We start from the raw sequence: 16042 nt of genomic DNA on the forward strand, positions 1-16042 counted from the left end.
TGCTGAGCATTATATCTATGGTAACTGGGTTGGGGTTAGTTTGCCTTGATGGTTGAACGATAGAGCAACTGTTCAATTAATTGAATTATGAAAGAGGAATGAACTATGGAAGCGGCAATCAAAAAAGAGTTTATTCTGGAAGGGCTTTGCTGCGGCAATTGCGCTGCTAAAATCGAAAGGGATGTGGCCAGGCTGGAGGGCATGGCATCCGCCGCCGTTGATTTTGTAGCTGGAAAAGCTTCAGTGCAGGGTAGGTAAATAAAATTAATTTAAGATACTATCTTGAAGTAAGAGAGTGGATTTGATATTCTATATATGAACAGATATTCATATGTGTAAATGAACAATTAAGAGAAATCATTATATGAAGAAGCATTAAGCAAGGTTTGGAGGGAAAGAGAATGCCTGACAGCAGTCGTAGTCAATCACAAGAGCGGGTGAAATATTGCATTGAAGGCGAGTTTTGTGCCAATTGTTCAGCTAAAATGGAAAGGGCATTAAGTGCAACGGAGGGAATCGGGGAGACGAGCATCAATTATGCCATGAAAACGGTTTTCTTACCCCCTGGGACGATGGGCCGGGCTCAAGCCATCATTGAGAAAATCGAACCCGGAGTTAAGCTTGTGGCAGTGAAAGAGAAGGGAGCTGTGAACGCTCCGGAAAAGGTTCAATATCGGATTGAAGGGGAGTTTTGTCCTAACTGCTCGGCTAAAATGGAGCAGGCGCTCAGTGCAACAGCAGGTATAGGGGAAACAACAATCAACTATGCCATGAAAACAGTTTTACTGCCCCCTGGGATGATGAGCAAAGCCCAGGAGATTATCGAGAGAATAGAACCAGGGGTAAAACTTATGCCCGTGGAGAAAAAGGCCGTAAAGAACAGTATTCACGATGCGGAAGAGGAAGCAAAGGAAACGAAGCAAAAGCTGTTAAAAATTTTCATAGCGGGTATTTTTCTGGTAATTGGGCTGATTTTTGGCTCGCGTTGGCATAATACCTCCCTGGAGGTCCTTGAATACCTTGTTTTTCTATTGGCTTATGGTTTGGTCGGGTATGAAGTCTTGGCCAAAGCGTTCCGAAATATTATGCGCGGTTCGGTTTTCGATGAAAATTTTCTGATGAGTATCGCCACCCTGGGGGCCATTGCCATTCATGAACTTCCGGAGGCGGTAGGGGTTATGCTCTTCTACGCTGTGGGAGAATACTTTGAAGATCGGGCAGTCAACCGCTCAAGGCGTTCCATCCAAGCGGTGCTTAATATTCGTCCGGATTATGCCAATCTGGTCAATGGATTAGAGACGAAAAGGGTGGATCCGGATGATGTTCATATAGGGCAGCTGATTCTGATTCGTCCCGGGGAGAAGGTTCCGTTGGATGGGGAAATTGTCCATGGGTCTTCTTATGTGGATACATCGGCTTTGACGGGTGAATCCGTCCCGCGGTCAGTCAAAGTCGGGGATTCGGTTCTGGCAGGAATCATCAATACCTCGGGGGTGCTCACCGTTCGTGTGACCCGGGAGTTTGCCGATTCTTCAGTTCAGAAGATCCTTGATCTGGTGGAGAACGCCAGCGCCCGGAAGGCCAAAACAGAAAAGTTCATCACGACTTTTGCCCGGTACTACACGCCGGCCGTGGTGATCATAGCATTAGGGATTGCCTTGATTCCGCCTCTCTTTATGGGAGGGGATTTTCGGGAATGGCTCTATCGGGCCATGACGATTCTCGTCATCTCCTGCCCTTGTGCTTTGGTGATTTCTGTACCTCTCGGTTATTTTGGAGGAATCGGCGGGGCTTCCCGTCATGGCATTCTGGTTAAAGGGGCCAATTATTTAGAAGCTTTGACCTCAGTAAAAACAGTAATCTTCGATAAGACGGGAACTTTAACCCAAGGGGTATTTGAAGTTAATAAAATAGAAACAAGCGGGCATTACACGGAAGCGCAGCTGCTGGAAATTGCTGCTGCAGCTGAAGTTCATTCCAGCCATCCCATTGCCAAATCTATTCGGGATAAATGGGGTAAAGAGATTGATTCTGTTTCGCTCACTCATTATGAAGAAATCAGCGGCAAGGGAATTCGCTCAGAATTCAAAGGTAAAGTGGTATTAGTGGGTAAAAAGGACCTCCTGCTTGAGAATTCCATAGCCGTTCCTGAGCTGGAAATGAGTGAAGTGGGGACTCAAGTCTATATTGGGGTGGATGGCGAATATGCAGGAGTTCTGATGATTTCCGACCGGTCCAAAGAAGGGGCTAAAGAAGTGGTGGCTCAGTTAAATCAGAGGGGGATTACCACAGTTATGCTCACCGGGGATCAGCGCAGCGTTGCCGAAGCTGTGGCTGAACAGTTAGGAATCCGGGAATATCATGGCGATTTGCTTCCGGAAGATAAGGTCACCTGGCTTGAGCATTACCAACAGAAGCTTAAGGGGAAAGGGAAAGTTGTCTTTGTTGGGGATGGGATTAATGACGCGCCGGTCTTAAGCCGGGCCGATATTGGAGTAGCGATGGGTGGTTTGGGCTCTGATGCGGCTATCGAAGCGGCGGATGTGGTTCTGATGGAAGACCGGCCAGGTAAATTGGTCAGTGCAATGGATATTGCACAGTTTACCAAAAAGGTGATCTGGCAGAACATTGGCTTCGCATTGGTTATCAAACTTGGTTTTATTGGGCTGGGCATGTTTGGCGTGGCAAACATGTGGGAAGCTGTTTTCGCTGATGTGGGAGTGGCTTTGCTGGCGATTTTAAATGCTACCCGTGTCAGACGTTATACCCGCCCTGAAAAAGCTGCCGCTCTTCCGAGCCTTTGAGCCCCCTTTACTTGTCATGGTGCAGATTTACTGATATAGTACTAATCAGCAGGGACTAGCATAATGGGGTGAATCTGACAATGACTTCCAATAAGTGTCATGAAAATAATGAAAACATTTCATGTGAGGTGGTGTGTACCCACCCGGATGTGATTCGTGCTTATGCTGATCAGATGCTGAGCCTGGATCGGGCCACCAAATTGGCGGATTTATTCAAGACTCTGGGAGATCCTACCCGGGTACGGCTTATGGATGCGCTTGCCAAGACGGAGATTTGTGTTTGCGATCTCGCGGAACTTCTGGGTTTAAGTCAGTCTGCCACCTCCCATCAACTCAGGGTTTTGCGGAGCAGCAATCTTGTCAAGTACCGGCGGGAGGGGAAAATGGTCTATTATTCCCTTCATGATAGCCATGTTCAGGAACTTTACCGTCAAGGATTAGAGCATATTGATGAATGAAATAGACAAAGGCGTACTCTCTCATTAGTGGAGCGGGTACGCCTTTTTTATTTGAAACAATTATTTTGCGGCAATAGCCTATCGTTGTTTTGGTTGTCCCCATGGGCTTGATATTTGTATAATAAGTTGAGTTAGTTTCATAACTCGAAACCCTTAATATTTCAGCTTTTTTTGACAAATTAAAAAGGAGTACCTCCCCAACATCTCGAAATTGTAGTCGTCCAAAACCAAACACCGAGAGGTAGGAAAGGAGTACTCCCTGATGTTTAATATTCGCCAAGAACGTCTATTTTCCTTGGAGGAAATACTAGAAACTTCTCCAAGAGAATCATATGCTCTAATTCTTGGGCCTTTGGACATTAACCCTTTACTTGAGGCGGTTTCAAAAAAGGCAATCTTCGGAGCTCCAACTCAACTAAACTACACCGCTATGATCTACTCTTTGATCATTCGAGTCATTGAAAGAATCCCTACAATTAAGGACTTGCGTAAGCGTTTGAAAAACAGCCTGGAATTTCGTTTCGACTGTGGATTTACGCTTGCTGACTCGGTTCCTAGCGAAGCATCTTATTGCCGAATGATCAAAAAGATAGATGACTCCTCTGTTTTGGCTAACTCTCAGGATGATTTGGTGCTTCAGGCATTTAAAGAAGGGTTTATTGATCCAGAATGTGTTGTGGCAATAGATGCTACTCATATCGAAGCGAGAGATCGCAAGCCTGAAAAAAAGCAAGAAGAAACTCCGGTTGAAAAGACTCCTAAAAAGCGTGGACGGAAGCCCAAATCAGAAAGAGAGGCATGGCTTAAGGAACAAGAGGAGCTAGAAAAGAATCGCCCCATATTTGAGAAGAAGATTGAAGATCAACTTTCCTGCACCTTCACAGAATTAGCACAACACATTCCTCTTGATCCTCAATGGGGGATTAAAAAGAATTCAGAAGGAAAAAACGTGTTCTGGTATGGCTTCAAAGGGCACCTCCTTGTTGATTGTAAGGGTCAGTACGTTTTAAGTTCTTTACTATCTTCAGGGAACATAAATGATGGGAAAATGGCTATTCCTTTGCTTAAAGCGCTGAGTGAAAAACATCCTTACTTGAACCCCTCCTATATCCTCGCAGATGCTGGATATGACTATATCCCCATATACCAGCAAGCGAGATGTATAGGAGCACGGGCACTCATTGATTACAATAAGCGAAACGAGCAACTTCCAGAAGACAATGATAAATATTTTCGTCCAATATGCCAGAAGGGTTATTCGTACCGCTACGATAGCCATGATCCGCGTTATGATACTTTGAAATACACTCGACCCAAGGAATGCCAGGAGTGTCCCCTCAAAGATAGTGATACCTGCCAAAAGGTATTTAAGATTAAGACTTTGTCAGATCCCAGAAAGTACACAGTACCAGCTAGGGGAAGCGACCGTTACTTTGAGCTTTACAAACAACGAACCGCTGTAGAGCGAGTCAATGCGTATCTAAAGGAGTATTTCCAGCTCAACAATATCCGTCATCGCGGAAAAAGTGCCCAAGTAGATTTTCAGTTTTCAATCCTTGCTTATACCCTCTGCAAATTAGCAGTTGACCGACTAAACAAGTCCATGAGAATTGCCGCTTAATTTTTAAAAACGTATGCTCCGAAATTCTGTTAGTCTATTCTATTTTCAGACTAACATTATGAAATTAACTCAGTTAATAATAATTATCTGGGATTGAGGTGCGGCCGATGAAAATTCCGTTAAGTTATCAAGCGACCGAATATGACTGCGGGCCAACAACGATGATGAATGCTATCAGCTCTTTTTGATCGGGAAGAAATACCACCCGATGCTATTAAATATATTATGTTTTATTGTCTGGATGTCTATAATGATAAGGGAGAGATAGGTAAAAAAGGGACTTCCGCCATGGCTATGATGTTTATCAGCAATTGGCTGTGTCAATTCGGCAAGGCTAAAGATTTCCCCATTGAAATCGCTTATCTGACTAAAGAAAATGTCTTTATCGGCCAGACAAGTAAAATCGTTATGGCGCTTCAGCAAGGAGGCGTTGTCGTCGTACGTCTTTATTACGGAGAAGAGCACTATGTCCCATTGGGCTGTGTTTTTATTGTAGCGATGATTATCATGAATGAGCGAGTGCCCCACCGTATCGAACAAAGAGTTGCTTGAAAGGAGGATTTTATGAGCAGGAGAAAGCAGCTAAAAATCAAAAAGGCCGGCCTGGAGCATCTTGAACAGTACAATCAACTGCTGAGATATGTCTTTCAGGTAACTGACCGGCAATTACATCAAATTGGCTGGGAAGAGGATGAGATTATACGTGCCAAATCCCCTGTTTTGGAGCAGGCGGATGTGTGGGGATGGTTTGACGGGGACAAACTTATCTCTCAGGTAGCGGTTTATCCTTTACAGGTACGCATCTTCAATAAAACTTATAATATGGGAGGGCTTACCGGAGTCGGCACATACCCGGAGTATACCAATCAAGGACTCATGCATAAGTTGTTGTATCAGGCGCTGGAAAACATGAAAAAGCAGGGCCAGTCGATTTCCTTCCTGTATCCATATTCCATCCCTTATTATCGCCGGAAAGGCTGGGAGATCATTTCCGATCGAATCATATATGAAATTCAGGATTATCAACTGCCTAAGAATAAACAGGTGTCTGGTGAGATAGAACGCGTACCGGTGGAAGACGAGCAGGTGAAAAAAACGTATGAGCGCTTCGCTCTTCAAACTCATGGCGCTATGCTGCGCAATGATCTTGCGTGGCGGGAATATTGGCTGTGGGATCCTGATGATATGATGGCGGCTGTATACTATAATGAGAGCGGACAGCCGGATGGTTATGTGCTTTACCGAATTGCTGATGAGGTTTTTCATATAAAGGATATGATCTTTATCAATGAGGAGGCTCGCAGCGGACTCTGGAATTTTATCAGCGCACATTTTTCTATGATTGCCAAGGTCGTAGGCCATACGTACACGGACGAACCTCTGGCGTTTTTGCTGGAGGACGCGGATATCAAGGAAACGATCTCTCCTTATTTCATGGCACGGATCGTGGATTTAGAGCAATTTATTGCCCAATACCCCTTTAAGCCGGACACGACGGATCGAGAATGGACATTTATGTTGGATGATCCGCTGCTTTCGTGGAATCAAGGTGTTTTTACACTGCGTATCACTGCGGCAGGCCAAGGCGAGGTCATTCGTGCGTCGGAGAAAAGCAACGATAAAATTGATATTCAGACCATGACGACTATGTTGTTAGGATATAAGCGGCCGGACTATCTGCACAAGATTGGGCGCATATCCTGCAGATCGAAAACTGTGGATATGCTTGAGGATGCTATTGAACAGCAGACACCGTATTTTTCGGATTATTTTTAAGACCCGTGGTGATGTCCAGGCTATAATTCTAACCGGCGAATAAGAGGTGTGTAATGAAAAAAACTATTTTAATTGGTTATTTAATACTATTAGTGGCAGTGGCAAGCGGAGGGTTTTGGATTGGACGAAATACTGCTGATCCGATAGCAGGGGCTACATTTTATGCAACTATTGAGGATATTGATCAAAATAACTTCCTGGTAAATGGTTTGGATGTCAATGATATAAATAATCGAGGTGAAGTCTATTTTAGCGTTGATAATAAAACCAAGTTAGAATGGAGACATACACAAATCACCCGGGAAGATTTACAGATAGGGGACACTATTTCTGTTACTTATCTCGGTGAAGTTCAAGAGAGCTATCCAAGAAGAATAGTCAATCCTGTAATCAGGGTTACTCTTTTGGAAGATGAAAAATAGAAGAGCTCCTCGCCCTGGGCAGAACAGATCTGGTGAGGAAGGAAACAGAAAAGAACGGGATCCTCAATCCCTTGGCGCCAAACGCCTTCGTGAATGTAAGAAGGAATATTACGAATGTCTTAACTAGGTTCAAGCGTACCTTAAAACAAGATTTCCGTGTAAAGTATGTACTCGTTGACAGTTGGTTCAGCAGTAAAGTGGAAATCTAAATAAATATGAGAAATATAGAACAAATAGAGCTGGGAAAGGGTATCTATTTGATCTATAATTAATTTAATACAGAACTTGCTATATGGATGATGGGATGGATGCTGTTTATGCGTATTGAGCAGCTATATTATCTTGTTGAAGTGAGCAAAAATAAATCTCTGAGTGTCGCTGCTGAGCAGATTCATGTCTCACAGCAGAATCTTAGCGTCGCCATTCGTAATTTGGAGAAGGAGTTCGGCGTTGAGCTTTTAGTGCGTTCCTATAAGGGTGTATCGCTTACAAAGGAGGGGGAGGAGTTTGTCAATAAAGCTCAGGAGCTCCTAACTAAGATTGACGAATTCTATTCCCAGTTCAGCAAGCCCCTTCCTAAAAAGGTTTTAAAAGGGAAGCTGCGCATTGATGTGGTTCCCTATATGACCCTGCCGGATATTCTGGTTTCTTTTTATAAGCTGCATCCCCAGGTCAATGTGATTTTAGAAGAGCATAGTCCCCAGGAAATTATGTGTAATGTAGCCGCAGGGATAAGTGATCTTGGCATTATCTTTCGGACAAGTGAAGATCCGAGATTTTTTGAGGCTGTTCATGATCTGGGATTGAGCTACGAAAGTATACTTGACGATAAGATTTTTGTGTGTGCCGGGAAAAAGTCCCCCCTCAAAAACAAGCGCGTGATCACTCATACCGAGCTCTTTAAGCAAAAACTGATCGTTTCCGAGGATCTTTATGGCTGGATTCTGGAGATTATCAAGCGCTATCAGGACCCCGCCGATCTGCAGATCCAGAAATCAAACAGTATGCAGATTTACAAAAAGGTGATTGAAGAAGGCCTGGCGGTGGGTTTCGTTACCGGAATCGGTTTGGAAAAAGAGCTTATCTTTAAGAAGGGGGAAGTGGTCCCTATAGCCATCGAAAAGCACAATAACATCACCATTGGGGTGGTGTATCGTGCAGTCAATTCCCAAACTGAAATCAGCAAGGAGCTTATCGATTATCTTAAGTTAACAACCCAGGATTACCGTTGTTGATCCTGTTCATTGTCCATAATGGAAACCTATTTCCTCCGAGAGATGCTCTCGGAGTTTTTTTAGTTTATAGGCATTTTGTAACATTTGTTTAAAAATCTGTAACAAATATTCTGTTTCCGGTAAATATTGGGTCATATCTGTCCCGTATAATGAACGGCGAAAGGGGGTTCCATTTGTTAATTCTTGGACGAAAGGACAGATCGATTTGCAGTTTGCGCTGGCGCTGATGTTTTTTGTTTTTTGCCTGGGTGTGTATGAGCAGATCAGACATAATCGAAACCTGAACAGTATCCCCCTTCGCGTCAATATCAACGGCACCAGGGGCAAATCAACGGCCACCAGGTTGATTACCGGGATCCTGAAGGAGGCGGGGGAGAAGGTTGTCGGGAAAACGACCGGAACCAGTGCCAGAATTATTTACTGGGACCGGGAGGAAGAAGAACCGATCAAACGGGGCCCTCTGGGGCCCAACATCATCGAACAAAAAACGGTCGTCCGCAAAGCGGCCCGGCTGGGTGCTTCCGCCTTTGTCACGGAGTGCATGGCGGTCAATCCCGATTACCAGATCACATTCCAGGAGAAGCTGGTGAAAGCCAATGTCGGCGTGATTGTCAATGTGCGGGAAGACCATATGGATTTGTGCGGCCCTACCCTGGACTTTATCGCCGAGTCGTTTACAGCCACCATTCCCAGGAACGGAACCCTGGTTGTGGCGGACAGCCGTTATAACGATTATTTCCGGCGGGAGGCGGGCAAACGGAACAGCCGGGTTCTGATTACCGATGAAAAGGAAATTCCGGACGGTTATTTGGAGAAGTTTGGCTATATCGTTTTTCCGGAAAATATCGCCCTGGCGCTGGCGGTGGCCAGAGCCCTGAACATCGATAAGGACATCGCCTTAAGGGGAATGCTGAATGCCAATCCGGACCCGGGGGCCCTGATGATCCATCCCCTGGATAAGCAGGAGGGGAGTTATTTTGTCAACGGCTTTGCGGCCAATGATCCCAATTCGACCCGCCTAATCTGGGATCATATCACAGCGATGGGCTATGCCACAGCAAACCCCATGGTCATTGTCAACTGCCGGCCCGACCGGGTGGACCGGACTTTGCAGTTTGCCGGAGAGGTCCTGCCGCAGATGGATATTGAGATTCTCGTGGCCATGGGAGAGACAGTAGGCCCCATCAGCGAAGGCGTCCACACCGGGAAAATAGAGCCCCGCCAATATATCAATGCCGAGGGGCTGTCTCCCCATGAGGTGTATCACATGATCAAGGATGATTTCGCAGGCAGGATGGTTTTCGGCGTCGGCAACATCCACGGGGGCGGGGAAGAACTGGTCGAATTGATCATATATCCCACAGGCAATGGCTTCATCCAACAGGAGGAAAGGAGGCAGATCGTTGCTGCTGACCAATATTGACGCGATGATCATCATGGGTGTGATCTTAAGTCTGCTGTTTACGGAAATCACGGGCATACTGCCTGCCGGTCTGGTGGTGCCCGGCTATCTGGCCATGCTCGCCAGACAGCCCCAGGCCATTTTCCTGACGTTTCTGATCAGCATTCTGACTTATGCCATCGTTTATTTCGGTGTAAGTAAAGTCACCATTTTATACGGCAAGCGAAAATTTGTGGCCATGATCACGGTGGCTATCGTCTTACAGTTTATCATCCATGCCCTGGTGCCTGTTTTTGATTATAGTATGATCTCCGGACTGGCGGCAGTCGGCATTATCGTACCCGGTCTGTTGGCCAATACCATTCAGCGTCAGGGCCTGGCCACAACATTTTTGAGCACGGGCCTGCTGAGTGTGCTGACTTACGGGTGCGCAGTGCTGTTGAATGTCCAAATTTGAGAAAGGAGGAGAACGATGAATAAGGCGTTGACCATCAAAGAAAAATGCCTGTATCTGATGAAGATCAGCAAGCGCAGGACCGGCACCCAGACCCTTGTGGTTATGGGAGTCATGCTGGCGGTTATCGGGGTCAATTATTTGTTCCTCTAGTTGAAAGGAGAAAAAGTATGAAAAAAGGACTGAACAAAGTTTTAGCGGTTGCTTTAGTGTTTACATTTGGGATTGGCGCCAGCGCCTATGCCCTGACACCGGGGTATCACAGTTTTGCCGAACTGTCCGCGGCGGAAGCGGCTGCGGACTACACCATCAAAACCAATGATATCGGCAGCGACACCACCGTTTTGGCCCTGCACGGAGGCGGGATTGAAAGAGGGACTTCGGAGCTGGTCGAAGCCTTGAACGGCTACGGCAAGTATAATACCTATTCCTTTGAGGGTCTGAAAGCGGCGGATAACGGCAGCCTTTTCCTGATGGCCGTGGAGTTTGACGAACCCACAGCGGTCAGCATGGTTCAGGATTCGGATTACACGGTTTCCGTGGTCGGAGCGGCAGGGGATGATGAAATCACCTATATCGGCGGCCAGAATAAGCTGCTGGCGGAATTGATCAAATTGCACCTGACCACTAAAGGCTACCAGGTGCAGACCTTAAGTGTCCCCGACCGGATCGCCGGAATCCTGGACAGCAATATCGTGAATCAGAATCAACTGTTTAAGGACAGTTACCGGCTGGGCGGAGTTCAGATCGCCGTTTCCAAAGGGTTACGGGATAAACTGGCAGCGGATCCCGCCAGCTTAACCGGCTATGCGGGCGCCATCGATGACGCGCTAAGCGGCAGCTGGCCGGTGATCGTTTCCCAGCTGGAGAAAATCACCAACGCCAATTATAATGGATTTCTCCACAAGTTTGACCCGACCAAGCCCAGCTTTGAGAAAAAGGTCAACCAGATCTTGAAGAAGGGAGCCAAAACCCCCAAAGAATTGATTGAAAATATCCAGGAATAACTGGAAAATAGCCGAGAGTAACAACAGGAATAAACAAAAAGCTGCAAACCGCCTAAAAAGGGTTTGCAGCTTTCGTATTTAAGAGTGTACCGTTTTAATTGAGTGTACTGTTTTGATTGCCGATCCAGACAGATTGCTGACCTGGGCAGCCTCTATGGCCTGTTGCCGAGGGCTTCGCTGAGCGCCGCAACATACCTGGTAAGTTGGCTGCTGTCGGCATCCAGAAACTGTGCCCGCAAGCCCTTTGAGATTTCCAGCTGAACGCCGCCCCCGTTTTGGTTGCGGTTGACGATATTGTCCGGGGACAGGCCGGCCAGGTGCTTCGGCGCATCCAGCACGGTAAAGCCGTACTCCGTCAGGGCGTCCTTGACTTTGCCGGCCAATGGGGTGTCCAGGCCCCCGATATAGGTAAACTCGCCCGCACCGGAACAGCCGTGGATGGATAAGGTTGTTTCCGATTGGGCCACCATGGCCAGGGCGGCCGGTTCTTCGAACTGAGCGGAAGGAATATGCAGGGAGGCATTGTCTTTGTCTCTCACGCCCAGATAGGTGTAATAGTTGTAATGATTGCGGGCGGACAAGGCGTAAGCCAATTCGCTGGTCCCCTGCTCGATTTTCCCCCCATGAATGGCGATGACGGCAACCTTGGAATCCGTCACACCCGTTCTGATTTCGTAGTCGCCGAAGTTTTTCACGTTTATGTTCACCTCATCGTCAAGGGTGGCCTCTGGCGGGGGAGGTAATTCCCGGGCCTCAAGGTATGTAGCGCCGGAAGCTGTCGCAGTTGGTTCCGCAAACAGCAAAACCAGCAGGCAGGAGCAAATCAGAATTCGTTTCGGTCTGGCAAAAATGCCTGTGTTTATCATCTTCATCCCCCGCTTTTTCGCCAAAATTCATATCTGTATTATAAAGGATGCTTTCCGCACTTGGCAACTTCCCGGGGCGGCAGTTTTCGTCTTGTAATAGTTGTTAACAGATTGGCAAAATACTTTCACATTGGGGTAAAGGATAGGTAAAATTTCTGCCCTATAATGACTGAGAAGGGAAAAAATGTGTGATTCTTGTAACAATGATTAACATTTGCGGTAAGGGGACGAAAAGAAAAGAGCTGAGAAGTATCTGCTTCTCAGCATTTTCCGCTTCCGGCCGGAAGAAAAATGGCAATTTGTGGACAGCCATAAATCGATGAACTATGAGTAAGAGTAGGATAAAAACCGCTGAGGAGGGAAACGATGCTGTTTTTGGGGAAAGTCTTGGTGGTCGACGACGACCAGAATGTCTTGGAACTGGTCAAGTTATATGGTGAGAGAGAGGGTTTCGAAGTGGTCGCTGTCGACGACGGGGACCTGGTGCTGGCCGCCTTCGACCGGGAGAATCCGGATGTCGTCATCCTGGATATCATGCTTCCCGGTCAGGACGGGCTTTCTTTGTGCCGAAGATTAAGGGCGGTGCGCATGATTCCGATCATTATGCTGACGGCCAAAGGGGAAGAAGCGGACCGTGTTCTCGGCCTGGAAATGGGTGCCGACGATTATGTTGCCAAACCTTTCAGCCCGCGGGAACTGGTCGCCAGGATCAAAGCGGTGCTGCGGCGCAGCCAGGCGGCGGACCCGGCCACGAATTGGCAGTTGAAATACCCCGGGCTGGAAATCCGGGCCGATATCAGGAAAGTGCTGGTGGACGCCGCGGAAAGCGAAGTGACCCCCAGAGAATTCGATCTGCTTTATCACCTGGCCCAGAATCCCCAGCGGGTCTTTACCAGGGAGGAATTGCTGGGGGCTGTCTGGGGATATGACTACTTCGGCGATCAGCGTACAGTGGATGTTCATATTCGCAGGTTGCGGACAAAGCTGGCGTCTTTGCCTCACGAATACCTGCAGACTGTTTGGGGTGTAGGGTACAAGTTCACACCTCCGGTCAAGGGGGGAGAGACCGGTTTTGCGTAATGATTTGCGATGGATCAGGCGGAAACTTCAGCAGGCAGCCGGCGCCGTCCGGGGGTTCTGGCTGGGGGTCAAGCGCCTGTTGGGGGAACAGTTCAATAAAAATATTTATACCCGTATTCTTTTCACCAATGTTACGGTCTTTGTCGTCGGTTTGATCGCCCTCATCCTGTTTTCCGGCTTTATGGTCAAACAGGTGACTTACGACCAGGTGGAACAGGAGCTATTGCGCAAGGCCAAGCGGGTCAATTTCGCCCTGCTCCAGCAAACGAACTATATCTGGGGCAAAGCGCCGGAAGGAGAGGTCAATGATCAGGCCCAGGAGAAACAGAGTTTCCTGAAATACCTGGCCGATCTCTTTGACGCCAGGATCACCATCTTTGACCGGGAGGGAACGATTCTGGACACTTCGGCGGAGCAGGAAGTGGTGCCCGGCAGCAAGGTAGAGTTCCGGCATGTGGAGAGTTTCACCAAGGGCGGGACGGCGATCACCCGCACAACGGACCCCGAAACGGGACAGCTCGCCTTTCTGGTTGTCGTTCCGATGGGCAACAACAACCAGGCCACGGAAAACGGTATTTTACTGGAAACCAAGCCTTCCAACGTGAACCTGGCCTTGAACAAACTCCATGTTTATCTGGTGATCGGGGGAATGACCGTCCTGGTGATCGTTCTGATCGTGTCCGTGAACCTGGCTATGTATATTTCCCGGCCGATTTCCCGGTTGGCGGCCACGGTGGGGGAGATCAGCAGCGGGGGGTATGTTCTGAGCACGGACGACCAGCCCCTGGATGAGATCAATGTCCTGGCCGGGCAGCTCAATAAACTGACGGAAAGACTGCAGAAGATCCAGAGCGAAAGTCTGCGGATGGATGAAGAAAGAGCCCGCCTGTTTGCTGAGATCTCCCATGAGCTGCGCACGCCGCTCACGGCCGTCCAGGGCTTTGTGGAGGCCATCCGGGACGGCGTGGTGCAGGACGAGGTTTTGCGGGAGCGGTATTTGGACACTATTTACACTCAAACGGTACATATCGGCAGGCTGGTCGACGACATCCTGGTCTTAAGCCGCCTGGAAAGCGGTAATATCACGGTGGAGAAGCTGCCGGTGGACCTGGTCGCCCTGGCCCAGGGGGTCGTCGTTTCCATGGAGGCTGTGGCTGCCAGCAAGCAGAACGGGATTTACCTGGAGAAAAAAGTGGAAAAAACCGTGGTCATCGGCGATGTGGACCGGCTGGAACAAATTATCAGGAATTTATTGAAGAACGCCATCGCCGCCACCGAGAACGGTACGATCCGGGTTGGGGTGGAGGAGCGCTACGGCAGGGAGGTAGTCCTGACCATTGAAGACAACGGCACCGGCATAGCGCCCGACGACCTGCCGCACATTTGGGAGAGGTTTTACCGGGTGAAGAACCGGCAGGAGGGCCGCCAGCAGGAAAAAGGGAGCGGTCTGGGCTTGGTGATCGTCAAAAAAATGGTTCAGCTGCAAGGCGGCCGGATTGAGGTCACCAGTCAGTTGGGCAAGGGAACGGTTTTCAGCATTATCTTTCCCTCTTTTCAGGCTTCAGCCCTTACCGATCATAGTTACGCCCGGAAACAGGGAACGATTGACAAATAGTTATAATATAGAGGCTGTTAGCTTAACCCGGAAAAGGCTTATGCTGCTGTCTGATATTTTTAGGAAGGGCTTTAAAGTATGGTATAATTTCTTAAGTATAGTTTGTTGCTGCTTTCTAAGAATATGATGAAGAACTAAGTGGAGGTAAGTATGGATCTGCTGCTGCTGGAACTGCAAAATCAATGGGAATCGGTCATTTATGGCACTAATCTAAGGAGAATTGGCGGAGCCATATTAATTCTGCTCTTGGCTCTTCTGCTGAAAAAGATATTTTCTAAAGTGATCATCGTCTTGATGCAAAAATTGGCTAAGAAAACCAAGAGCACTGTCGATGATTCTATTGTGGAAGCGCTGGATAAACCGGTACAGCTGGGTTTCATCATTATTGGCTTACAGATCGCGGCCCAGATGCTGATCCTGCCCCCGGAGATCAGTGTGTTTGTCCAGAGGGTTATTCGCTCTTTAATTTTATATACTCTATTTTGGTCGGCTTACCGGGCTGCGGATGTTTTTACGGCTTTGTTTGAACAACGGGCCCTGCTCACGGTTGATAAATTTGACGATATGCTGGTTTCTTTTTTGAGCAATGGGGCTAAAGCAGTAATCATTGTCTTGGGAGCGATCACCGTAGCCCAAGTCTGGTTTAGTGAGATTGCCGGTGTTTTGACGGGTTTGGGGCTGGGCGGCCTGGCCTTTGCTCTTGCTGCTCAGGATACAGCCAAAAACTTATTCGGCAGTGTGACTATTATGCTGGATCGCCCCTTTAACATTGGCGACTGGGTTCTGACCCCCAGTGTAGAAGGAACGATTGAAGAGATTGGGTTTAGAAGCACTAAGGTAAGAACTTTTGCCGACGCGGTAGTGACCATCCCCAATTCGGTCATGAGCAATGACCCTATTACCAATTGGTCGAGGATGGGGAAGCGGAGAATTAATTTTCAGCTCAAAGTGAGTTACCAAACCACAGCTGAACAGCTTCAACAGTGCATTCAATCTTTACGGACCATTCTGGAAGAACATCCGGAGGTCCATCCCGAAACCATCCTGGTTTATTTTGAGCGGTTTGGGGAGAATTCCCTTAATATCTTCGTTTACTTCTTTACCAACACCACCAACTGGAAGAAATTTCTCGAGGTTCAGGAGGATATTAACTTTAAGATCATGGCCTTGCTGGAGGAGCTGGGTGTATTCGTAGCCCTGCCTTCACGAAGCGTTTATATCGAAGGAGCGAAGAGTGAGGCTCTGAAAGAGGATGTTGTCACGGTCACGACTGCTAAAGCTTAAATTTGTCAGTGATGACTC

The 16042-nt window shown here is 47.7% G+C and carries 16 protein-coding genes; 15 read left to right on the plus strand and 1 reads right to left on the minus strand.

The features are described 5' to 3' along the window. The first annotated feature begins 105 nt into the window (after positions 1-105). The 12 genes from DHAF_RS04660 (at position 106) to DHAF_RS04710 (ending at position 11179) form a co-directional block, all read left to right on the plus strand. Positions 106-258: a heavy-metal-associated domain-containing protein gene (locus DHAF_RS04660; RefSeq protein WP_005807903.1), complete on the plus strand. Its 153-nt coding sequence runs from the start codon at positions 106-108 to the stop codon at positions 256-258. A gap of 143 nt (positions 259-401) precedes the next feature. Beyond that, complete coding sequence (locus DHAF_RS04665; RefSeq protein WP_015943103.1) at positions 402-2804, plus strand: heavy metal translocating P-type ATPase; 2403 nt, start codon at positions 402-404, stop codon at positions 2802-2804. Between the two features lie 80 nt (positions 2805-2884). After that, the gene (locus DHAF_RS04670) at positions 2885-3262 is read left to right on the plus strand and encodes an ArsR/SmtB family transcription factor (protein WP_015943104.1); all 378 of its coding nucleotides are present in this window, start codon (positions 2885-2887) and stop codon (positions 3260-3262) included. 262 nt (positions 3263-3524) lie between these two features. Further along, on the plus strand, positions 3525-4883 hold the full coding sequence (locus tag DHAF_RS04675; protein WP_015942731.1) for an IS1182-like element ISDha8 family transposase: 1359 nt from the start codon (positions 3525-3527) through the stop codon (positions 4881-4883). A 168-nt stretch (positions 4884-5051) separates the two neighbouring features. Beyond that, positions 5052-5435: a hypothetical protein gene (locus DHAF_RS04680; protein ID WP_015943105.1), complete on the plus strand. Its 384-nt coding sequence runs from the start codon at positions 5052-5054 to the stop codon at positions 5433-5435. Positions 5436-5447: 12 nt separating this feature from the next. Next, complete coding sequence (locus tag DHAF_RS04685) at positions 5448-6659, plus strand: GNAT family N-acetyltransferase (protein WP_015943106.1); 1212 nt, start codon at positions 5448-5450, stop codon at positions 6657-6659. A gap of 53 nt (positions 6660-6712) precedes the next feature. Continuing rightward, a complete protein-coding gene (locus tag DHAF_RS04690) occupies positions 6713-7081 on the plus strand; it encodes a hypothetical protein (protein WP_011461799.1) in 369 nt (122 codons plus the stop codon). A 317-nt stretch (positions 7082-7398) separates the two neighbouring features. Continuing rightward, positions 7399-8316, plus strand: coding sequence for a LysR family transcriptional regulator (locus tag DHAF_RS04695; protein WP_011461798.1), 918 nt, complete (start codon positions 7399-7401; stop codon positions 8314-8316). A 205-nt stretch (positions 8317-8521) separates the two neighbouring features. Then, complete coding sequence (pgsB, locus tag DHAF_RS04700; RefSeq protein ID WP_015943108.1) at positions 8522-9739, plus strand: poly-gamma-glutamate synthase PgsB; 1218 nt, start codon at positions 8522-8524, stop codon at positions 9737-9739. Beyond that, on the plus strand, positions 9720-10175 hold the full coding sequence (gene pgsC / locus DHAF_RS04705; RefSeq protein ID WP_015943109.1) for a poly-gamma-glutamate biosynthesis protein PgsC: 456 nt from the start codon (positions 9720-9722) through the stop codon (positions 10173-10175). The genes pgsB and pgsC overlap by 20 nt, the downstream gene beginning before the upstream one ends. Before the next feature lie 15 nt (positions 10176-10190). Then, the gene (locus DHAF_RS26545) at positions 10191-10325 is read left to right on the plus strand and encodes a hypothetical protein (RefSeq protein WP_005807916.1); all 135 of its coding nucleotides are present in this window, start codon (positions 10191-10193) and stop codon (positions 10323-10325) included. A gap of 17 nt (positions 10326-10342) precedes the next feature. After that, positions 10343-11179 carry a poly-gamma-glutamate hydrolase family protein gene (locus DHAF_RS04710; protein WP_015943110.1) on the plus strand — a complete coding sequence of 279 codons (837 nt, stop codon included), beginning with the start codon at positions 10343-10345 and terminating at the stop codon, positions 11177-11179. 152 nt (positions 11180-11331) lie between these two features. Here the strand turns inward: DHAF_RS04710 and DHAF_RS04715 are convergent, their stop codons facing one another. Further along, positions 11332-12045 (minus strand): poly-gamma-glutamate hydrolase family protein, encoded by a 714-nt coding sequence (locus tag DHAF_RS04715; RefSeq protein WP_015943111.1) that lies wholly within the window; start codon positions 12043-12045, stop codon positions 11332-11334. Between the two features lie 366 nt (positions 12046-12411). On the opposite strand from DHAF_RS04715, the gene DHAF_RS04720 reads away from it, so the two are divergent. The 3 genes from DHAF_RS04720 (at position 12412) to DHAF_RS04730 (ending at position 16024) form a co-directional block, all read left to right on the plus strand. Then, positions 12412-13125, plus strand: a complete 714-nt coding sequence (locus DHAF_RS04720; protein WP_005807923.1) for a response regulator transcription factor — start codon at positions 12412-12414, stop codon at positions 13123-13125. After that, positions 13118-14740: a sensor histidine kinase gene (locus tag DHAF_RS04725; RefSeq protein WP_005807924.1), complete on the plus strand. Its 1623-nt coding sequence runs from the start codon at positions 13118-13120 to the stop codon at positions 14738-14740. Before DHAF_RS04720 ends, DHAF_RS04725 begins: the two co-directional genes overlap by 8 nt. Before the next feature lie 150 nt (positions 14741-14890). Next, a complete protein-coding gene (locus DHAF_RS04730) occupies positions 14891-16024 on the plus strand; it encodes a mechanosensitive ion channel family protein (RefSeq protein WP_005807926.1) in 1134 nt (377 codons plus the stop codon). The last annotated feature ends 18 nt before the right edge of the window (positions 16025-16042 follow it).

It is taken from the genome of Desulfitobacterium hafniense DCB-2, assembly GCF_000021925.1.
GTDB classification, from domain to species: domain Bacteria; phylum Bacillota; class Desulfitobacteriia; order Desulfitobacteriales; family Desulfitobacteriaceae; genus Desulfitobacterium; species Desulfitobacterium hafniense.